This window comes from Pseudomonas sp. GW822-FHT02D10, assembly GCF_058802345.1.
Genome location: NZ_JBXAOB010000001.1, coordinates 442,586 through 462,510 on the forward strand (window position 1 = coordinate 442,586; position 19,925 = coordinate 462,510).

Annotated in this window: 21 protein-coding genes and 5 pseudogenes; 15 read left to right on the forward strand and 11 right to left on the reverse strand. The window is 57.5% G+C overall.

Annotated features, from left to right (window positions below; all coding sequences use genetic code 11):
- Window positions 1-121: 121 nt before the first annotated feature.
- The 5 genes from AC1RPZ_RS02040 to AC1RPZ_RS02060 all read right to left on the reverse strand — a co-directional run bounded on the left by AC1RPZ_RS02040 (window position 122) and on the right by AC1RPZ_RS02060 (window position 6,814).
- Window positions 122-484, reverse strand: a complete 363-nt coding sequence (locus tag AC1RPZ_RS02040; RefSeq protein ID WP_493134262.1) for a copper-binding protein — start codon at window positions 482-484, stop codon at window positions 122-124.
- Window positions 481-3,639 (reverse strand): efflux RND transporter permease subunit, encoded by a 3,159-nt coding sequence (locus tag AC1RPZ_RS02045; RefSeq protein ID WP_493134264.1) that lies wholly within the window; start codon window positions 3,637-3,639, stop codon window positions 481-483. The genes AC1RPZ_RS02040 and AC1RPZ_RS02045 overlap by 4 nt, the downstream gene beginning before the upstream one ends.
- A complete protein-coding gene (locus AC1RPZ_RS02050) occupies window positions 3,636-5,120 on the reverse strand; it encodes an efflux RND transporter periplasmic adaptor subunit (RefSeq protein ID WP_493134266.1) in 1,485 nt (494 codons plus the stop codon). Before AC1RPZ_RS02050 ends, AC1RPZ_RS02045 begins: the two co-directional genes overlap by 4 nt.
- Window positions 5,117-6,373, reverse strand: a complete 1,257-nt coding sequence (locus AC1RPZ_RS02055) for a TolC family protein (RefSeq protein WP_493134268.1) — start codon at window positions 6,371-6,373, stop codon at window positions 5,117-5,119. The genes AC1RPZ_RS02050 and AC1RPZ_RS02055 overlap by 4 nt, the downstream gene beginning before the upstream one ends.
- A gap of 99 nt (window positions 6,374-6,472) precedes the next feature.
- Window positions 6,473-6,814 (reverse strand): hypothetical protein, encoded by a 342-nt coding sequence (locus AC1RPZ_RS02060; protein ID WP_493134270.1) that lies wholly within the window; start codon window positions 6,812-6,814, stop codon window positions 6,473-6,475.
- A 182-nt stretch (window positions 6,815-6,996) separates the two neighbouring features.
- On the opposite strand from AC1RPZ_RS02060, the gene AC1RPZ_RS02065 reads away from it, so the two are divergent.
- A complete protein-coding gene (locus AC1RPZ_RS02065; protein WP_493134272.1) occupies window positions 6,997-7,614 on the forward strand; it encodes a class I SAM-dependent methyltransferase in 618 nt (205 codons plus the stop codon).
- 3 nt (window positions 7,615-7,617) lie between these two features.
- On the opposite strand, the pseudogene AC1RPZ_RS02070 reads toward AC1RPZ_RS02065, so the two are convergent.
- From AC1RPZ_RS02070 to AC1RPZ_RS02085, 4 genes and pseudogenes are all read right to left on the reverse strand, one after another.
- Window positions 7,618-7,779: pseudogene (locus AC1RPZ_RS02070) on the reverse strand (methyl-accepting chemotaxis protein); the annotation flags it as partial.
- A 12-nt stretch (window positions 7,780-7,791) separates the two neighbouring features.
- Window positions 7,792-8,004, reverse strand: a complete 213-nt coding sequence (locus AC1RPZ_RS02075) for a GDCCVxC domain-containing (seleno)protein (RefSeq protein ID WP_493134274.1) — start codon at window positions 8,002-8,004, stop codon at window positions 7,792-7,794.
- 7 nt (window positions 8,005-8,011) lie between these two features.
- Window positions 8,012-8,287: a mercury resistance system periplasmic binding protein MerP gene (gene merP, locus AC1RPZ_RS02080; protein ID WP_493134276.1), complete on the reverse strand. Its 276-nt coding sequence runs from the start codon at window positions 8,285-8,287 to the stop codon at window positions 8,012-8,014.
- Window positions 8,288-8,302: 15 nt separating this feature from the next.
- Window positions 8,303-8,647 (reverse strand): mercuric transporter MerT family protein, encoded by a 345-nt coding sequence (locus AC1RPZ_RS02085; RefSeq protein WP_493134278.1) that lies wholly within the window; start codon window positions 8,645-8,647, stop codon window positions 8,303-8,305.
- Between the two features lie 77 nt (window positions 8,648-8,724).
- Here AC1RPZ_RS02085 and merR point away from each other — a divergent pair, with 77 nt between their 5' ends.
- The 11 genes and pseudogenes from merR to AC1RPZ_RS02140 all read left to right on the forward strand — a co-directional run.
- The gene (gene merR / locus AC1RPZ_RS02090) at window positions 8,725-9,123 is read left to right on the forward strand and encodes a mercury resistance transcriptional regulator MerR (protein ID WP_493134280.1); all 399 of its coding nucleotides are present in this window, start codon (window positions 8,725-8,727) and stop codon (window positions 9,121-9,123) included.
- 132 nt (window positions 9,124-9,255) lie between these two features.
- Window positions 9,256-9,579 (forward strand): IS66-like element accessory protein TnpA, encoded by a 324-nt coding sequence (gene tnpA / locus AC1RPZ_RS02095; protein WP_493134282.1) that lies wholly within the window; start codon window positions 9,256-9,258, stop codon window positions 9,577-9,579.
- Between the two features lie 278 nt (window positions 9,580-9,857).
- Window positions 9,858-10,415 carry a sigma-70 family RNA polymerase sigma factor gene (locus tag AC1RPZ_RS02100; protein ID WP_493134283.1) on the forward strand — a complete coding sequence of 186 codons (558 nt, stop codon included), beginning with the start codon at window positions 9,858-9,860 and terminating at the stop codon, window positions 10,413-10,415.
- Window position 10,416: 1 nt separating this feature from the next.
- A complete protein-coding gene (locus tag AC1RPZ_RS02105) occupies window positions 10,417-11,076 on the forward strand; it encodes an NrsF family protein (protein WP_493134285.1) in 660 nt (219 codons plus the stop codon).
- A 120-nt stretch (window positions 11,077-11,196) separates the two neighbouring features.
- Window positions 11,197-11,517 carry a BufA1 family periplasmic bufferin-type metallophore gene (bufA1, locus tag AC1RPZ_RS02110; protein WP_493134287.1) on the forward strand — a complete coding sequence of 107 codons (321 nt, stop codon included), beginning with the start codon at window positions 11,197-11,199 and terminating at the stop codon, window positions 11,515-11,517.
- A gap of 18 nt (window positions 11,518-11,535) precedes the next feature.
- Window positions 11,536-12,426, forward strand: coding sequence for an MNIO family bufferin maturase (bufB, locus tag AC1RPZ_RS02115; RefSeq protein WP_493134289.1), 891 nt, complete (start codon window positions 11,536-11,538; stop codon window positions 12,424-12,426).
- On the forward strand, window positions 12,410-13,213 hold the full coding sequence (locus AC1RPZ_RS02120; RefSeq protein ID WP_493134292.1) for an HvfC/BufC family peptide modification chaperone: 804 nt from the start codon (window positions 12,410-12,412) through the stop codon (window positions 13,211-13,213). Before bufB ends, AC1RPZ_RS02120 begins: the two co-directional genes overlap by 17 nt.
- Complete coding sequence (locus AC1RPZ_RS02125; RefSeq protein ID WP_493134294.1) at window positions 13,210-13,671, forward strand: DoxX family protein; 462 nt, start codon at window positions 13,210-13,212, stop codon at window positions 13,669-13,671. The genes AC1RPZ_RS02120 and AC1RPZ_RS02125 overlap by 4 nt, the downstream gene beginning before the upstream one ends.
- A 596-nt stretch (window positions 13,672-14,267) precedes the next feature.
- Window positions 14,268-14,831, forward strand: coding sequence for a hypothetical protein (locus AC1RPZ_RS02130; protein WP_493134296.1), 564 nt, complete (start codon window positions 14,268-14,270; stop codon window positions 14,829-14,831).
- The gene (locus tag AC1RPZ_RS02135) at window positions 14,828-15,364 is read left to right on the forward strand and encodes a cytochrome b (protein WP_493134298.1); all 537 of its coding nucleotides are present in this window, start codon (window positions 14,828-14,830) and stop codon (window positions 15,362-15,364) included. The genes AC1RPZ_RS02130 and AC1RPZ_RS02135 overlap by 4 nt, the downstream gene beginning before the upstream one ends.
- A 114-nt stretch (window positions 15,365-15,478) precedes the next feature.
- A pseudogene (locus tag AC1RPZ_RS02140) lies at window positions 15,479-15,655 on the forward strand (bacteriocin immunity protein); the annotation flags it as partial.
- A 147-nt stretch (window positions 15,656-15,802) separates the two neighbouring features.
- Here AC1RPZ_RS02140 and AC1RPZ_RS02145 read toward each other — a convergent pair.
- Window positions 15,803-16,168, reverse strand: coding sequence for a histone-like nucleoid-structuring protein, MvaT/MvaU family (locus tag AC1RPZ_RS02145; RefSeq protein ID WP_493134300.1), 366 nt, complete (start codon window positions 16,166-16,168; stop codon window positions 15,803-15,805).
- A gap of 480 nt (window positions 16,169-16,648) precedes the next feature.
- Here AC1RPZ_RS02145 and AC1RPZ_RS02150 point away from each other — a divergent pair.
- Together AC1RPZ_RS02150 and AC1RPZ_RS02155 are read left to right on the forward strand one after the other, a co-directional pair.
- A pseudogene (locus tag AC1RPZ_RS02150) lies at window positions 16,649-16,973 on the forward strand (hypothetical protein).
- Between the two features lie 51 nt (window positions 16,974-17,024).
- A complete protein-coding gene (locus AC1RPZ_RS02155) occupies window positions 17,025-18,593 on the forward strand; it encodes a sensor domain-containing diguanylate cyclase (protein ID WP_493134302.1) in 1,569 nt (522 codons plus the stop codon).
- Window positions 18,594-18,805: 212 nt separating this feature from the next.
- On the opposite strand, the pseudogene AC1RPZ_RS02160 reads toward AC1RPZ_RS02155, so the two are convergent.
- Window positions 18,806-19,583 (reverse strand): annotated as a pseudogene (locus AC1RPZ_RS02160) (DUF4113 domain-containing protein); the annotation flags it as partial.
- Between AC1RPZ_RS02160 and istB the strand changes: the two are divergent.
- Window positions 19,583-19,828, forward strand: a pseudogene (istB, locus tag AC1RPZ_RS02165) (IS21-like element ISPre4 family helper ATPase IstB); the annotation flags it as partial. The pseudogenes AC1RPZ_RS02160 and istB overlap by 1 nt on opposite strands.
- Window positions 19,829-19,925: the final 97 nt, after the last annotated feature.

Genomic DNA, 19,925 nt, shown 5'->3' on the forward strand with positions numbered 1-19,925 from the left:
TGCGGGCAGTAAACGACCGATAGCTGCTGCCGATTCCGCATAATAAATCACCAGAGTCCAAGTCTTGCAGCACCTTGTTGCAAGACTTGGAGTTGTCGAAAAACCAGGGGCGAGTCAGTCTCTACTTCAACGTTTTAATGGAAACAATCGTAGCTTTCGCACCCTCGACTTGAAACTCGAACGCTACCCGATCTCCGACGCTCAGCCCCATTGTTTGATCTGCTGTTACGGAGAATGCCATGGTCATAGCGGGCCACTGCACGGCCGGAACAGCGCCATGAGCGATAGTCACCGTATGTTTCGTAGTGTCGATGACCTTGATCGTGCCCTCGGATTTGGCTACCGGAGCCTGTTTGGTCTCCTGCTTCATCTGCATGCCTTCCATAGGCATAGCCTCCATCTTCATACCCTGCATGTCCTCTGCTTGGGCGGAAAGAGAAAGAGCAAAAACGGTGCTTGTAACGACAATCAGGGTCAGTTTCATACGACTTTTCCTTGACGGTTGGTGGATACAACGGGAAGGTGCCGGCGGCGCATCAAGCGGTAGGCCGCCGGAATAGCGAACAGGGAGAGCAAGGGGGCGGTGACCATGCCACCGACCATGGGAGCGGCGATGCGACTCATCACTTCGCTGCCGGTGCCGCTGCCCAACAGGATGGGTAACAGGCCGGTGATGATGACGGCCACGGTCATGGCCTTGGGTCGAACGCGTTGCACGGCGCCTTCACGAATTGCGGCGACCAGCCCACGCTCAGTGCTGTCGCCGAGGTCTTCACGTTCGGCCCAGGCATTTTTCAGGTAGAGCAGCATGATCACGCCAAACTCAGCCGATACACCGGCCAGTGCAATAAAGCCGACACCGGTGGCCACCGACAGGTTGTACCCCAGCAGATAGAGGAACCATGCCCCACCGCTGAGAGCAAAGGGTAAGGTCGCCATGATCAGCACGGCTTCATCGAAGCGGGCGAAGGTCAGGTACAGCAGCACGAAGATGATCAGCAACGTGGCCGGCACCACCAGCTTGAGTCGCGCATTGGCCCTTTCGAGAAATTCGAACTGCCCTGAGTAGCTCAGGCTCATGCCTGGCTGCAAATTCACCTGCTCACTGACTGCCCGGCGCAAATCGGCAACCACGGAGGCAATATCCCGCCCACGTACGTCGATATACACCCAGCCAGAAGGCCGGGCGTTCTCGCTCTTGAGCATCGGTGGGCCTTCACTGACCTTGACCTTCGCCACCGTGCCGAGGGTGATCTGGTAACCCAGTGGTGTGTAGATCGGTAGTTGTTCAAGACCACCGAGCGAGTCACGCCACTCACGGGGATAACGCACGTTGATTGGAAAACGAGCCAGGCCCTCGATGGTTTCCCCAACATTTTCCCCACCGATAGCGCCGGCCACGATCGATTGCACATCGGCGATGTTCAGTCCGTAGCGGGCGGCAGCTTTGCGGTCGATGTCCACATCGATATAACGGCCACCGGTCAGGCGTTCGGCCAGGGCCGAACTGACACCGGGCACATCCTTGGCCACGCGCTCGACGGCCTGAGTCGCCGCATCGATTTCCGTCAGGTTGGTGCCGGCAATTTTCACCCCGATCGGGCTCTTGATCCCGGTAGCGAGCATGTCGATGCGATTACGGATCGGCGGTATCCAGATATTAGTCAATCCCGGAACACGCACCACTCGATCCAGTTCTTCTACCAGTTTTTCCTGGGTCAATCCGGGTCGCCATTGCTCACGTGGCTTGAACTGGATGGTGGTTTCGAACATCTCCAACGGTGCCGGGTCGGTGGCGGTTTCGGCGCGACCCGCTTTACCGAAGACGTGTTCGACCTCAGGGACGGTCTTGATCAGACGGTCAGTCTGCTGCAACAGTTGTGCTGCCTTCTGTGCCGACAACCCCGGCAGTGCCGAAGGCATGTAGAGCAGGTCGCCCTCGTCCAGCGGCGGAAGAAACTCACCACCCAACCGAGACATCGGCCATAACGCGCTGAGAAAGACCAGTAGTGCGATCAGCATGGTGATTTTGGGCCGACGAAGCACCGCGTCCAGAGCCGGTTGATAGATCCTGATCAACCAACGGTTCAGCGGGTTCTGCTCCTCATGGGGAATCCGTCCACGAATCCAATAGCCCATCAGCACCGGTACCAGGGTCACCGACAATCCGGCTGCCGCCGCCATGGCATAGGTCTTGGTGAACGCCAGCGGGCCGAACAAACGACCTTCCTGGGCCTCCAGGGTGAACACCGGAATAAACGACAGCGTGATGATCAACAAACAGAAGAACAACGCCGGCCCGACTTCGGCCGCCGCTTCGGTCATCACATGCCAGTGATGTTCGCCCTTCAGTTCTTCCCCTGGATGGGCCTTGTGCCAGGCCTCAACTTTCTTGTGGGCGTTCTCGATCATGACCACGGCAGCGTCGACCATGGCGCCGATGGCGATGGCAATACCGCCTAAGGACATGATGTTGGCGTTGATCCCTTGGTGACGCATGACGATGAAGGCAATCAGCACCCCAACCGGCAGCGAGATAATCGCCACCAGGGATGAGCGCAGGTGCCAGAGAAAGATCCCGCAGACCAACGCCACAACGATGAACTCTTCGAGCAGTTTATGGCTGAGGTTTTCCACGGCGCGGTCGATCAGCTTGCTGCGATCGTAAGTGGTGACGATTTCCACTCCGGCCGGCAGACTGCTTTTCAGTTCGTCGAGTTTGGTTTTGACCGCAGCGATGGTCTCGCGGGCGTTCTTGCCACTGCGCAGGATCACTACGCCGCCGACGGTCTCGCCTTCGCCGTCGAGCTCGCTGATGCCGCGACGCATCTCCGGCCCCAGTTGAATCGTGGCCACATCGCCAAGAGTCACTGGCACGCCACCGACACCAAGCTTCAGCGGGATCGCGCGGAAGTCATTCAGTGTCTTCAGGTAACCGGAAGCACGCACCATGAACTCGGTTTCCGCCATCTCCAGCACCGCGCCACCGGTTTCCTGGTTGGCCTTGCCAATAGCCTCAGTCACGTGCGCCTGGGTGATGCCCTGGCTCGCCAGTTTGAGCGGATCGAGCTGCACTTGGTACTGTTTGACCATGCCGCCCACGGTGGCCACTTCCGCCACATTGGGCAGGGTCTTGAGTTCGAACTTGAGAAACCAGTCCTGAAGTGCGCGCAATTGCGCCAGATCATGCCCGCCGGTGCGATCCACCAGGGCGTACTGATAGATCCAGCCCACCCCCGTGGCATCTGGCCCCAAGGCTGGTTTGGCGCTGGCTGGCAGGCGGCTTTGTATCTGGCTCAGATATTCCAACACCCGTGAGCGAGCCCAATACATATCGGTACCATCTTCGAACAGCACGTACACGAAGCTGTCGCCGAAGAAGGAGTAACCGCGCACGGTTTTCGCTCCGGGTACCGAGAGCATGGTGGTGGCCAGCGGGTAGGTCACCTGGTTCTCAACGATCTGCGGCGCTTGTCCCGCATAGGGCGTGCGGATGATTACCTGAACGTCGGAGAGATCCGGCAACGCGTCGATGGGAGTGCTCTGAACCGACCAGACGCCCCAGGCTGTGACGAATAGCGTGGCCAGCAGTACCAGGAAGCGGTTGGCCACTGACCAGCGAATCAGGGCGGCGATCATGGCTGGCCCCCTAGTTTTTCCAGACGCTCAACGCGCAATCCATCATCGGTTTGACTGACTGATACACGAACCTTGTCGCCCGATTTGAGTCCCTGCATGAGCGCGGGATCCGCCAATGGGAAGGTCATGGTCATGCCTGGCATTCCCAATGTCTTGAAGGGGCCATGGGCAAGCGTTACGTCTTTGCTATTGATCTCAACAACTTGCCCCTCTGCCTCATGAAAGGCGGAGGCTGTGGCGGCAGATGGTGATGTTTCCAGAGTGCTTGCGACGATGCCCTTGAGGCTGGCCTCGGAGTCGAGCAGGAACTGTCCGGAGCTGACCACGTGCTGACCTTCTTGTAGGCCTTTCAATACCGCCGTCTTGCCGTCGTTTTCCCGCCCGAGTTGCACCTCTACCGGACGGTAGCGACCAGCGTCTTCGGCGAGCATCACCAAAGTGCGCCGGCCAGTACGGATGACTGCCTCGCTCGGCACCCATAACACACTTTGCTCGGTCGCCTGATTCAGGCGCACCTGTGCCGACAATCCGGGTCTCAGGCGCCCGTCAGGGTTGGGAAGCTCGACTCGTACGCGAACTGTCCGACTGTCCATATTCGTTTCGGGCAGAATCGCACTGACCGTGCCGTTGAGGACTGTCCCAGGGAAGGCTGGAAGACGTGCTTCTACCGTTTGCCCGACAACAATCGACCCAGCCTCTGACTCTGGAACGGCCACCGCTAGCCAGACGCTACTCAAGCCATTGACGCGAGCCAGCGTCTCGCCGGCCGCCACGGTCATGCCCGTACGGACATCCAACTCTTGCAGCACACCACTGATAGGGCTGGTGAGGGTCAGGTTCGGCTGAATCTTGCCACTGCGCTCTACCTGGGTAATCAGCGCTGCCGGCATTCCCGTGAGGCGCAGCCGTTGGCGGGCCGCTGCCAGCAAGTCGGCATCGCCATTACGTTTAAGTGCGAGGAACTCCTCCTGGGCAGCGGCCCATTCCGGTACCAGGATATCCGCCAATGGTGCATTGGCTTTGAGCACATCGCCGGGAGCACGGGCATAAACATGCTCGACAAAACCGGCAGTCCGCGCCTGGATCACGGCGACATCCCGCTCGTTGAACGTCAGCAGGCCAACCACGTCCAGGCTGGAAGCGAGGACTCCATGGGTGACAGTGGCCAGACGCAGGCCGAGATTCTGGGTCAGACTGGGGTCGACGCTGATGGCCGCGCTGTTCGTTGCCGCGTCGGCATACTGGGGCACCAGTTGCATGTCCATAAAGGGCGACTTGCCCGGTTTGTCGAACTTCTGCTGCGGGTACATCGGATCGTACCAATACAGCGCCTTGCGTTCGCCTTGCATCGTGGGACTGTGTTCGGCCGCCGCGCCTGGCATTGCACTCATACGCTGCTGAGCGAACCAGTAACCGCCAACACCCCCCAGCGTGATCGACAAGCCGGTCAACACAACCCCTTTCCAGATTCGAGCGCTCATTGGTTGGTGTCCCCGTAATTGAAATACAAGCGTGCGTTGGTCAGCGCTCGCTGTTCTTCGACGTCGATCTGTTTGAGGCGGGCCTCTATGAGTTCACGTTGAGCAGCGATGACCGGCGCCAAATCACCTTTACCCGCGCGGTAGCTGGCCATGGTCAGTCCGACCTTTTCCTTGGCCAGGGGCACCAGACTTTCCTGGCTGCGGCGCACCGCACTATTGAGGCGTTCGTAGTCGGCCAGACTCTCTTCCAATTGCTCGGTATGTTCGCGCACCATGGCTTCACGCTCAGCCTCCAATTGGTTCAGCTCAGCGTGTCTTGCGGCGATCTTCGGGTTCTGTCGGGAATCTGGAAACAGTGGCAGATCGAATGAGAACTGCACGCTAACCATGTCTCCGAACTGACGGTCACGGTGTTGGTAATCGAGCTCCCAACTCCAGTCGGATTGCTTTTCCGCCTCGGCTTCACGCACCTTGGCTTGCGCCTCGCGGGTCATAGGTACGAAGGCCGCCAGTGCGGGGTGATGTTGCAGCTTATGGGAGTAACCTAAGGTATCGACGGGCCATTCCGGCAAACTACCTGTTGGCAGGTCGTTGGCGGCCGGGCCAATCCAACGCTTGAGTGCAGCTCGGGCTTGCGCCCGCATACGGATCAGATCGTCCTGTTGTTCCGCTAACTGCGCCGCCTCCTGTTTCGGCGTAACCGCATCGGCAGGCTGAGCACGACCGCCGGCAATCTGTGCCCGCACGGTATCGGTCAACAGACGATTTTCCTTGTAAAAGTCCTGGAACAGCGCCTCTTTACGCTCGACTGAATAGCTGCTGATCCAAGCCAGTGCTGTCGCCTGACGGACATTCAGGCGCTCCACACGGCCTTCAGCCGCAGCTCGGTCAACGGCCGCATCGGCCGCTTCAATACGTGCTTTGCGCTTGTCGCGGTTGGGCACTTCCTGCATGACTCCAACCATCTGCATGGTCATTGAGTCCTGGTTAATGCTCCAGCGTTCGGGGCCGCCAATGGGATAGTTCTGCACGCCGAGCTTTAACTTCGGGTCGGGTAGTTCGCCGGCTGGAATGGCAGCACTGCTGGCGGCCTGGAGTTTGGCGGCTTGGGCGGTCAGTGACGGGGCGTTGTTTTCGGCCAGCCGCAAGGCTTCATCGAGTGTCAGTGGGGCGGCCAGGCTCGGCAATGCCAGTACGCCTGCTGCCAGGCCGGCCATGAGGGGCCAGCCTGCGCAATAACGTAGGAAGTTCATGTTCACAATTCCTGTGATGAATCACTGCGCGTCTCTTCAGACAGGCGCGCAGATAGGCCATCGCATCAATGTGCGATGGGACTCAGTGCGGTACAGGAATCAAACGCGAGGCGGTCGCCATACCCCTGAAGGGGTCTGTGCAGGCAGGAAATCGCTGGAGAAGGAAAGCACTACGGGACTGGATAAGGTAACAGGAGGCTTGATGATCGAGACTTGCAGCATGCCGCCGGTTTTGCATTCCTGACCCGGCTTGCAGGGTTTACCGTGCTCGGAGGGGCTTTTCATGTCATTGCAACAGTCCTGGCCCATATCACTCATCATCACCATGCCCGTCGTTTTCATTGGGCAAGGTTCTGTCTGTGCCTGAATGCCCGCCATCCCGCTGAGGGGAAGCGCCAAGCTAATCAGGAAAATGAGGCAGCACCGCAGATAGCGTTTCATGCGCAGGAGTCTAGTCGTAAGAAACAGCTCTTACAATTGCAAGGCTGACAACAGAGTTGGCCAAAAGCGATCAATTGGACAACTCCGTGGTGGATATGTAGGTTAAACGTTGGCCCTTGCCAGCGGTGGAGAGCAAGCGCGTAATCCTCTCTGTTTCGCAGAAATAGCCCAGAGAAATAACTATGCAATCCAAGGATCACTGGGAAAACGTCTACACGACCAAAGCCGCAGATGAGGTGAGTTGGTTTCAAGAGCATGCCGCACTCTCGCTCAAGTTGATTCAAGAGGCGGGCGTACCGCTTACGGCTTCGATCATTGATGTTGGCGGCGGCGCATCAACGCTGGTTGATGATCTCTTGGCTAACGGCTATGAAAACGTCACGGTGCTTGACCTTTCCGGGGCAGCGCTTGCCACGGCAAAAACCAGGCTCGGCGTCCAGGCTTCGAACGTACAGTGGCAAGAAGCCAATATCATCGAAACCAAGCTTGATTCGAACGCCTACGATGTGTGGCATGACAGGGCCGTATTTCATTTTTTAACCACGGCAGAAGAGCGGCATGCCTATGTCCAGGCGGTGCTTAGGGCGGTTAAACCTGGCGGTCTGGTCATCGTGGCAACCTTCGCGGAGGATGGGCCAAGCAAATGCAGTGGCTTGCCGGTAATGCGTTACGACGCCGATGAGCTTCATGCCGAATTTGGTGAGCCGTTTGTTTTGCTTGGACATGAAAAAGAGTCTCACCATACGCCCGGGGGCAATGAGCAGAAGTTCGTTTACTGTTTTTGCCGCAAGGTAATCTGAGAGGCTTTGCTGAGTACGATGCGCCAGGCCGCGAACTTCATCAGCAACCACTGCAAGGCAGCGTCCCGCCTCCCCTGCCCTTGCCACCTCAGTGGCGGCATTCAATGCCAAGAGATTCGTTTGCTCGGAGATACTGCAAATGACTGCCAGTATTTGTCCGATATGCGATCAATGCACTTATGGGCAGCATTCACGTTGTTGCTGGATCGGCGGACACTTTACCGAGCCGAACGAACAGAACACACAGCAGTCGCCCGCATTAGGGCGCAACAGCGCCTTGCAGTTGCTGCATTCGTAGTAAAACTGGCAAGCGTTCGTAGGCATGGTTTCCAGCTTGGCAAAACCGCATTGCGGGCAGGTCAGCACGGACTCAAGAGTAACGGCGTTCATTAACGCCTCACTTGTGGACGGTCGAGGGGTAACCCGCGTTCGTGGTTGCCCTGGTCAGTGCTTCGGGTTGGGACTGGTCAGCGTCATAGGTGACAGTGGCTGTCTTTTTGTCGAAATCGACCTTGACCACGCTCACTCCAGAGACTTTTTCCAGCGACTTTTTGACCGTGATCGGGCACAGCTCACACGTCATGTTCTGTACATCGAGCGTGACTGTCTGAGGGGTTGCAGCCAGCACCGCGAAAGGGATGGTGGTAAGCACGGCCATTAGTAGTTTGCGCATGGGGGACTCCTACTACTAGTAGAACAGTGGGGCCAGTGACGGTACGGCAAGTAGACCGAGCAACAGTGTGGCGACAATCCAGAACGTGAGCCGTTGCCGCTTGATGGATCGAGCGTCGGCGCAGGGCGTACCCGGTACGCAGACTTGTGGCGCCACATACAACTTGCGCAAGGCCAGGCCAAGGAACAGCACCGTCAGCCCGATAAACAGGGGCCGGTATGGCTCCATGGCTGTCAAGTTTCCTACCCATGCTCCGCCGATGCCGAGTGCTAGCAATATGAGGGGGCCAACACAGCACACCGACGCGCCGATAGCGGCTAGTACGCCGGCGATCAACGAGCCTTTCCCGGTGAGTTGCATCCTGTTCACGCCTTAAATTTGATAGCCCATATATCATTCTAGATCCCGTACTTAGGTACGGAGACAAGGAGTATGTAATGGTGACAGAACTGACCATCGGCAAGCTGGCGGAGGCTGCCGACGTGAACATCGAGACGATCCGGTATTACCAGCGGCGCGGTCTGCTGGAAGAACCCCCAAAGCCGCTTCGCGGTCATCGGCGCTACCCACCCGACACGATACAGCGCGTGCGCTTCATCAAGCGGGCGCAAGCACTCGGCTTCACGCTGGCAGAAGTCAGCGGGTTGCTTCGACTCGATACTGTGCATGCATGTGCTGAGACACGTGCCTTAGCTGTCCGTAAGCTGACCCTGATCAATCAGAAGATGTCCGACCTGGCCACCATGCGGGAGGCGCTGGGTGGACTGGTTCAGCAGTGTGATGTTGGCAACGACGGGGCGGCCTGCCCGATCATCGACATGTTGGAACGGGAGTAAGCAGGTCAACAAACCGCAGCAATTGGGCACAGCGGTATCCGGCCAACACACCTTCCTGATTCCAACGCTTGGGGCGATGGTGCAGATCATTTTTAAGTGGACACCAATTTTAGCCTCAGCAGGCGGATCTCCATGCGCCAAAACACCTCTTACCCCAAGCCCTTTAAAGCTCAGGTCGTCCAGGAATGCCTGCAACCAGGCGCATCCGTGGACAGCGTTGCGATGAGCCACGGCATTAACGCCAATGTCGTGCGCAAATGGTTGCCGCTTTACCGCGACCAAGAGCCGACAAATTTGCCAGCTTTCATTCCCTTGAAGCTGGAGCCGAAAACTCAGGCCAGCCCTGAGACCTCCGTCAGCATCGAAGTGCTGTGCGGGCAAGGAACGCTAACCGTGAAATGGCCCGCCGCCGATCCTGAGCGATGTGCCCGATTCACTCGCGGACTCACACGATGATTCACATCGATTCCATCTGGCTCGCCACCGAACCTATGGACATGCGTTCCGGAACCGACACCGCGCTGGCGCGGGTATCTCACTTTATTAGTTGCGTACCGACTTTCGAGTAACTGTCCAAGGGCTGTGAGCTACAGTTGTACTGTCTCCTCTCCAGGGTTTTCAAGTCGTTCGCTTTCGCCAACGGCTTTGGATTAGGCCTTGTCGAGGCCATGGCTGCTCACTCCGATAGTCGAGCACGACTGACTCTTGAGACATCCTTGAGGACAACCCGTGCGATGCATCAAGACGATTCACATCTGGCGTCGTTGATGGCTGCGGCCCAGCTTGGCGATCAGGCAAACTACACGCGACTACTGCGCGAGGTTACCCCGATCCTGCGTCGGCTGGCCCGCCAGGGATGGCCGATGGGTAGCCCCGCCGATATTGAGGACGTAGTCCAGGACACGCTGCTGACGCTTCACGTGATCCGCCATACTTATGATCCGACTCGCCCTTTCATGCCGTGGCTGATGGCGATCCTGCGGCGGCGCCTCGTGGACGGTGTGAGGCGTCGCTCGCGGACAGACCGCAAAGAACTCGTGGTTGACGCGCTCGACGTAACCTTTGCGGTCGAGCCGACGAATGATAATTATGAAACCCCGGTGGACGGGGAAACGCTGGGAAAGGCCATCGCCTCGCTTCCTCAAGGCCAGCGGCAGGCGATCGAACTGCTCAAGCAGCGGGAAATGTCGCTCAAGGAGGCGGCGGCGGCGACCGGGATGAGCATTGCAGCGCTCAAGGTGGCCACTCATCGGGCGTTGAAAAAACTTCACGACCTGCTGCTGATGAAGTGACATGAAAACCGATGAACTTATTGATGTGCTCGCGGCGGATCTGAAACCGGTTCGACACCTGCTGCCCCCCGTCTGGCGTTTGATCGGGTGGCTTGCCGTGTCGGTGCCAGTCATGGCGCTTATGGTTGCCACAATGGGGATGCGTCCGGATATCGGGGTGAAGCTCGCCGAGCCGGTTTTCCTGACGCAGGAACTGGCGTCGCTCGCCACGGCGTTAATCGGCGGCTGGGCCGCGCTCGTCACCTGTGTGCCGGGTGAGCCGGGCTGGAAGCTGTGGACACCCGTGGCTCCGCTGACCCTCTGGATAGCGACCCTGGGCCATCAGTGCTGGGACGAGTGGATGCGCCTGGGGGTGAGCGGGATGGCGTTTCATTCCGACCTCATGTGCCTGCCGGGCATCGCGATGACCGGCGCTGTCCCGGCACTGGCGATCGTGCTTGCGATCCGGCGTGGTGCACGTCTGCCCGCCCCCTCTGCGGTGTGGTGGGGCAGCCTGGCGGCTGCGGCACTCGCCAACGTGGCATTGCGGCTTTTCCATCCGGAAGACGCCGCGTTGATGGTGATTGTCTGGCAATTTGGCAGCGTACTGCTGTTCATGACCATGCTTTCGCTGTGCCGGCGCTATCTGGTGCCGGAACGGACGGTGTGCTCCCTTCGCTGATCGGGCTGTCTCGCGGCAGGCGATGCGTCGTCCGTGATCGACCTGTAACCTTTTGCCGCCGCTGACGAAGTATTGGATACCGGTCTCGCATCGAGGCCGCTCACGTCAGGATCCTGAGCTATGAACCATCGACTTTACGCCGCCACCACGTTGTCTGCCGCGATGGGGCTGGCGCTCGCCATGCAGGGTGTACCAGCCGGCGCGCAAGAGATGAAAGACATGTCGAATGCGCCACCGATCGTCAAAGAAAACATGATGAAAATGCAGAAAAATCACCTGGAAAAATGCTACGGGATCAATGCTGTCGCGAAAAATGACTGTGCCGAAGGCACCCACTCCTGCGCCGGTCAGGCCCCCCAGGCGCGCGACACGAAATCGTTCGTGCTGTTGCCCGCCGGGGTATGCGGCAAGATCGCGGGCGGGGCAATGAAACCCGCCTGATCGACGGAGAGCGCGGCCATGATTCTGTCTCAATCCGGCCTGTGCGCGACGTCCAGCCCGATCCCGCCTTCGGCGGGGGTCGGGCTGCGCTTCCCGCATCATCAGGTCTTCGTCGATACGCATCCACCGGTCGGATGGCTGGAAGTGCACGCTGAAAACTACATGGGGGGCGGCACGCCGCTACGCTATCTGGAAACGCTGCGGCGCGACTATCCGATCTCGTTTCACGGAATCGGCCTGTCATTGGGCAGCGCGGACGGGCTCGACCCCATCCATCTCGAGCGCCTCTGTCGTGCAAGCGAGCGCATCGAACCGGGCCTGATCTCGGAACACCTGTCGTGGAGCATAGTCGGACAGACGTATCTTGCCGATCTCCTGCCACTACCGATGACGGAAGAGGCGCTCGACGTCGTCTGTCAGCACGTCGAGCAAGCGCAGACGCGGCTGGGTCGGCGCATTCTGGTCGAGAACCCTTCGACCTACCTGCAGTTCAGTCATTCGACGATTCCAGAATGGGAGTTTCTGTCGACCGTCGCCGCACGTACGGGCTGCGGGATTCTGTGCGACGTCAACAACGTCTATGTGAGCGCGCAGAACCACGGCTGGGATGCGTCGGCCTACCTGCGGACACTACCGCCGGCCGCGATCAGCGAGATTCATCTGGCGGGACACTCAGTTGTAGCGCTCGATTCCGGCGCCATACTGCGCATCGACGACCATGGCTCGCGTGTCGCACCTGCCGTCTGGGCGCTCTATGAAGAAGCGCTAACCCGCTTCGGCCCGGTTCCGACTTTAATCGAGTGGGACACTCATATCCCTTCGCTGGACGTGTTGATCGAAGAGGCTACGCACGCAGAATGCTGCCTCGCGCATTCAGCGCCAAGGAACGATCATGCCGTCCTTACGTGAGTTGCAGGATGCGGTGCGACGCAGCATCGTCGACTGTGACAACGTCGATGCCATGGCGCACGTTGTTGCCGACGGGATCGCTCCGCAGGAGCGTCTGTCGGTCTACCGGAACACCTTCGCGCAAACCCTAATACGCGCGCTTCGCCTGTCTTACCCGGCTGTCGACCGGCTGGTGGGCACCGAATTTTTCGACGCGGCGGCACGCGAGTACATCTCGCAGCAGCCACCCCGCAGCAGCTACCTCGATGAGTTCGGTGGCGATTTTGCAGCCTTTCTCGGACGGTTTGCACCGTGCGCGTCGGTACCTTACCTGCCCGATGTGGCACAACTCGAATGGGCCGTCAGCTGCGCCCTTCACGCAGCCGATGCACCGGCGCTAACGATTGCGTCGCTGCGTGCAGTCGAGGCTACGGAATACGCTTGGCTCAGCTTTGTGCCTCACCCATCCGTCAGCATGATTCGAACTGACTACCCTGCTGACACGATCTGGCATGCGGTGCTCATGGATGATGACGCGGCGTTGACGGCGATCGACTTGTCGGGCTGTCCGACCTACCTAATGGTTCAGAGGGGGGACTCTGGCGTTCAGGTTGACCGAGTCGATGGGACGGTCTGGCGCTTTAGCCATGCGCTGTGTTCAGGATGCATGCTGGGCCTTGCCCTCGACGATCATCCCGGCATCGATGCCACTGCGGCACTGGCCGGTCTCCTGGCACAAGGGTGCTTTGCCGGGTTCAGCCTGGCTTCGCAGTCTGGGCCAATTCAATCGCTAACGGAGTTGCCATGAACTACCCGGCTGCGCCGCGCGGGCTAGCCCTCACGCTTTACGTGCGTGCCTTGCACTGGTTCGAGCGCATTCCCTACTGGTTTCTTGCCATTCCGTTGCGACTAGCAGTGGCTACGGTGTTCTGGAACTCGGGCATGACCAAGCTCGCCAGCTGGGACACGGCCGTTGCGTTGTTCACCGACGAGTACCAGTTGCCGCTTCTACCGCCGGAAGTGGCGGCGTACATCACGGTATCGATCGAACTCACGTCACCGGTGCTGTTGATCCTCGGTCTGCTCACCCGGCCCACGGCCGCCGTTCTGCTGGGCATGACGACGGTCATCGAGGTATTCGTCTATCCACTGGCGTGGCCAACCCACATCCAGTGGGCCGCCATGCTGCTGGTACTGCTGGCGCGCGGCCCCGGCCGACTCTCGCTGGACGGGTTAATTCGCAAGCACCTGCTAGGCGACGCCTGATTGCCGCATTGTAACCAGGTGGAGAACTGCGCGTACCCAGATGCCTTTGCCGGACGCTTACCGCTAAACACCCGTTCTGAGCCATATGTTCAGGTCAAAACGCTCATTCGCTTTGCGAGTCCGAAGCGAAGAATCTCTAGGCTCATACGTCGAGAGGTGTGCCCTTCAAGCGTAAGCGCTCCAACCCCACACTCACCGCCAGCCGTTGATCCCCCGATGCTGCGCTCCCGATTTCCCTCTGAGCCAGCACGCCATGATGCGACCCGATGCCAAAGTCGAAAAATTCTACCTTTATCCCAGCACCCGTTCCTTTCTTCGTGAGATCGAAGCCAAGGCGTCGGGCGCCTGAAGATCCATGCTATCCAACGGGAGCGCGCTTCTGGGCAGCATAGACGCCGCATTCATCTGTGTGGCGGTGTAGAAGTGGAACTGCTCGCGCATCGAGCATGAGCGGGAATTTATAGCGAGCCCGAACGGGTCATCTCGGATGTGTAGTGAGGTTGGAAATTTTTCGATACGAATAATAATGTGTATCATTTGGCTTCTAATAAAGGGCCGCAGGGAGTGTATTGCCCAAATAAATATAAGGTCAGGCAATGCTTAAAATGCTACTCGTATACGGTCATCTGCTCGCCACTTGCATTGCCCTAGGCCGAGTATTGCAGGCCGATCACAAACTCTGGGGTTGGCGCAAAAAAGTGCTGGATCATGTGCAGCGCGAGTATCTCGACGAGACTCAGAAGATTGCCACCCTTGCGCTGCTGGCCCTCTGGGGAACTGGCCTGCTGTTGGTGCTTCAGGGTTACCTCGATGAGGGGGGCGCGTATTTGCTCAATCAAAAACTCTGGGCCAAAGTGACCGTTGTCGCGCTGCTGAGTCTGAACGGGGCGCTGTTGCATCGAGTCGGTTTCCCTATGCTGAAAAAAGTCCCCTTCGTTTTGTTGCACCGCTCCGCGCGCACTCGTCTTGCTCTCCTGGGGGCGCTCTCCATGAGCGGCTGGCTATTTGCTGCATTTTTGGGCGTTGCTCGAGCGTGGAACCATGTGTTGCCTTATCTACATATGATGGGTGCTTTTGCGGCGCTCTCGATGCTGGGTTGTGCCATGGCACTTACAGTCGCTAGCACGGTGAGCGCTATGGGCAATGAGAGTGGCTCGTGAAAAGCCCAAGCGCTGATCAATCAGTTGACGAATCCAAGCCCTATCCCAAAACCCGAGTCTTGCTGCATTGGCTTTCGGCACTGGTCATTATATGGACGAGCCTCAGCGGTTTTGGCGTGACGCTTATGCCAAGTGGCCACCCACTACGTCAGTGGGTCGACAGCTTCAATCCACAACTCAGCAGCCTCTTCATTCCCTTCTTTGTGTGGCGGGCCTGGCTGTTTATCAAAGCCCATAAAAGACGGACGTCGAATCAGGGCCTACAAGCCAGAATCGCCCAGCTCACACACGCCACGATCTACGTATCGGTTGGCGGAGTGCTGATTACCGGTGTGATGATGATGACCCATCCGGTACTAATGATGAACGCGCTGACACTACCGCAGTTGATTCACTCTACCACTGCACTCACCGTGCTACACAGCCTGCACCACATCTTCTGCGTGGCGTTGGCAGGGTTAGTGGTTCTGCATATGCTGGCGGTTATGCACCATCAGCTATGTGGCAATCCGGTGCTGCAAAGAATGAAATGAGCTATTTGTCTGCTGTTTAAGAAATTCGGGGCGATTCAAACTCCCCAGTTACGGCCCAGCCGCGTTCCAGGCGAACGCCAATCCACACCTCAATGACGGCGAAGCACCTCGGATGGCTCAGATGAAAAGCTTGGCGAGCCGCTGGAGAAATTCAGGAAGCTTACCGGTCACCCGGATGGTACCGATCTCATGTTCTACCCTGAAGACGGTGCGGACAATTCCGCTGAGGGCGTTACTCGAGCTGTGAAAGAGTGGCGCGCTAAGAATGGCTTGCCGGGGTTCAAGGTCTAGGAATGAATGAGCAAAACAGTACTGAAGAGTACTGCGAAAGCGAATTCGTAGACTTGCTCCAGAGCATCATCTGCCACGAGGGCAGGCTTGCCATACGCATCAACAAAGAGGGCCCTCAAAGGGCCCTTTATTTGTACTCAAAACAAATCACTTAGTCAGCCAGGACTCGACGATGTCGGAGCCGTACTGAGCTTTCCATTCCTTCAATGTTTTGTGGTTGCCGCCCTTGGTTTCGACGACTTCGCCTGTGTTGGGATTTTTGTAGATCTTCACTTGGCGAGGCTTGCGAGTGACAACAGCAGACGAGGCCACTGGTGTGCGACGACCGGCCTTAGGGTCAATCAAGTTGATCACATTCAGCAGGCTATAGCCGTACTCGGCGAGCAAAGCGCGCAGCTTTGTTTCAAATTCAATTTCTTTCTTCAGGCCAGCATCGCCCTTCAAGGTTTCAAGAGCCTGAAGTTGCTCGGCGAGGTGTTTTTCCAGCTGACGAAACTCTGCAAGCTTAGACATGGGCAATCTCTATGTAATTAGTCACCTAACGGTACACCAAAACAGCGATATACATGAAGTGGCGACAAGAGAATGTTTGAATAATCGCGAATAGGGAACATTAGTGCGATGGCGCCACGTCTGAGACTGACTCGCGGAACGGAGCTGGGGGCGAGGTGTCATTTGTATTAGACACATCAGTGTCGCAATCCTGTTGAGATAGAGAGGTGGTTTTCATGAACAATATTATCTACATCGTCGGGGCCGTTGTGATCGTCCTAGTTATTCTTTCGTTTGTCGGTCTCGTATAGCCTTAGCTGCTAAGCACATCACTGAATCATCTGTTTGGTGCTAACAGCCTTTGAAGTGCCAGGGCGAATACCCGAAGATGCCTCTGTGAGACGCCCAAGCGCTGCCCCCCCTGAGAACCGTTCTGGTGGCGCCATTTGCGGTCTAGTACGAGCCAAGCCACGGCACTTTGAATAACAAGGCGTTTCCGACATGTATCCGACGACACCTGACGGTCGCTACTTTGTAGTCAAAGGGCAGCTGTGGCGTTGCAGCAACTCGTCGTTGCCTGCAGATGTTCGGCAGCGTTTTGTCGATGAACTCATGGCAGCGCGACGTGATGTGATGTGATGTGAAGGCAGCTAAACCCTCTGGAGATCCTAGGCCGTTGTCGGCGGCAAGAGCATGCGTGCAAACAGCGAAGGAAGCGCTAGGGGAGCGCGGGCCAGTTTGGTGGGACGATGGGAATCCTGATTTCAATAGTTACCAGGTCGGCAATACCCCCTATGCTGAGTGGTACCTTTCCATAAGGCACTAACCGCATGCATCCAGAGGGGCGTGTGTAGAACAGTCGTAAAAGGACAACTAGATGCTTGGATGCATGCAGTCAGAGGACAAGGCAGACAGCTCCACTGAAACCATTTCTGCGAAGGCTGTGTGGGCTGGAGCTACATTCCGACTCATAACGAGCTTCATGCTAGTCGTAATCGTCGCATTCGTGGCAGTTGAGGGCTGGCGGACGTGGCGCGACTATCGTGCTGCCTTTGCATCTGCCCGCGACTCAGTAACGAATCTGGCTCGTGCGACGGCTCAACACGCAGAAGATGCCATTCGGCAAGTAGATGTGCTGACCGCCGCGCTCGGTGAGCGGGTGGAAGGCGACGGCTTACAGAACATCAACGTCCTTCGCATCCACAAGCTATTGGTTCAGCAATCCAAAATAATGCCCCAACTGCACGGACTGTTTATTTACGGCTCTGACGGCCAATGGATCGTGACCGACAAGGAAGCCATTCCAGAGCCGGCGAACAACGCAGACCGAGACTATTTCCAGTATCACCGCACTCATGATGATCGAAACGTGCGTATCGGCGAAGTAGTCAGAAGTAGATCAACCGACGATCTCATCATTCCCATCTCTCGCCGATTGAACAATCCAGATGGGTCGTTCGCGGGCGTACTGCTGGGGACGATCAAGGTTAGTTACTTCGTGGACTACTACGGCGATTTCAAAATCGATGACAAGGGCGCTTTGGTTCTGGCCATGCGCAGCGGAACAATTCTGGTGCGTCGTCCCTTCATCGCATCCGTCGTCGGTAAAAGCTTGGCGAACAGCGAGATTTTCAAGAGCTACCTGCCGAACTCCAACGAAGGCATTGCTGAGGTTAAGGCCGTCATCGACGACACCGAGCGCCTGTATGGTTATAGAGCATTGACGACCTATCCTCTGGTCGTTGAAGCCGGGCTGTCTCGTGAATCCATCACTGCACCTTGGCGCCGTGATCTACTAAAAACAGGGTTCGTGCTGGTGTTCCTGATCGCCGTGCTCGCGATCTTTGGACTCATCGTTTTGAGCCAGCTACGTCAAAGAATGGTGATGGAGAGAGAGTTACGTCACGCACACCAAGCCATGCGAGACATGGCGCTCACTGACAGTCTGACCGGACTGGGCAATCGTCGACGGCTGGATAGCGCGCTGCTGGATGAGATTCGCTTGGCGAAGCGCCAAAGATCACCGCTCTCATTGATCATGCTCGATGTCGATTACTTCAAACGCTACAACGACAGGTATGGACATGCGGCCGGCGATGACTGCCTGAGCGCTGTTGGAGGCGCGATCCAGCAAGCGGTCAAAAGACCCGGGGATCTGGCCGTCAGGTACGGTGGTGAAGAATTCACAGTTCTACTTCCCAACACCGACAGCGCGGGCGCAAAACAAGTCGCCCAAGATATCTTGGAAGCCATTCGATCACTGAGCATCGAGCACTCCGAGCATCCGTTGGGAAAGGTTACTGCCAGTGCAGGCATTACTACAAGCCAGCCGAGCATCGAAGAGGTGTCGCCAGCTACCTTACTGAAGTCGGCTGACGCGCAACTCTATTCAGCGAAACAACGAGGACGAAATCGTTGGTGCTTCGCTAATGAGCCTGCGCTATGACTCGCAGTGTTTTTTCCATTGCTGACGGCGGGCGTATCGTCGTCCTCAGGCATGTCGGCCCGGGAACACGATACACACCCAGCGTATGATTCGTTACTAAGCAAGGCAATCCCATTTCAGCAAATTCGCAGGAACCTTCCGTCCATTTCCGCCAGATTTTTCATAACCGTTGAATGGAGCAAGATGTTCATCGCCGCCGAGACGCACACTAGTCATTTGCTGTACACCGTCCAAAGCTGATCAACCCTTGTCGTGAAGCTCTGACTCATCATCTCCCTGCGCATGCCCCAATCCGGATCGGTCGGCACACTGGCTAGGCGCATCGTCCCCCTGCCCCACCTGCCATTGATGGCATCCAAAACGCCCATTACTTCCTCGGTCGTTTCCGGCTGAGATATAGAAAAGAGATCTTCGGTGTATTCGCCTTTTTGGCAAAGGTTGACCAAGAGCACCTCGGCTTTGCTGTATATGAAGCCTGGCCGAAAGACTCGATCCACCGCGCACGGCAGCCTTTGTCATCAAGCGAACGTCGTCCGTTGGATAGGGTAACTCCACCAGTACACCGTTGGCGTATTTCGCTTCCTCGGGATTGAACATGCCCGTGCGAATGCTGACCCTGATCTTCTTGCATAACGACTGTTGAGCCCGGAGCTTCTCCGTGGCTCGCATCATGTAAGTGGCCACCGCCTCTTTGATCGGCGCAATCTCGGTGAGACGTTTCCCGAACATCCGGCTGCAGCAAATCTCTTGCTTGGGTGGGTCAGGTTCATCGAGCTCAAGGCACGCCGTGCCGGCCAGCTCATGGGCAGTCTTCTCGATCACCACGCTGATTTTTTTGCGCAGCATCCAGGGATCCGTTTTGGACAGATCCCAAGCTGTCTTGATGCCCATGCCTTCGAGGTGAAGCGTCATCTTGCGTCCGACACCCCATACATCCGAGACCGAGCATTTCTTCAGCACCCAGTCGCGCTTAATTTGGTCACGCAGATCTCGCTCCGTTTACCGCCTCGCAAAGGCGCGACATGTTGGAACTGCTTGACGACCGTTACGGCAACCGCTCGACGCTGGTCACCAGCCAGATGCCGGTGGACAAATGGCATGCGCTGATCGGCGATCCAACCCTGGGTGATGCGATCCTCGACCGGCTGGTGCACAACACTTATCGGATCGAACTCAAAGGCGAATCGATGCGCAGGCGCGCAACGAAATTGACGGCAACAGGGACTTCAGACTAACAATGCAAACCTGCGTCGCTGCGCTCCGACTGCCTGTCCGAATGAGCGTGGAATGGGTGTCCGGATGTTGGTGGGCTGAGTGTCCGGATGGCGTGGA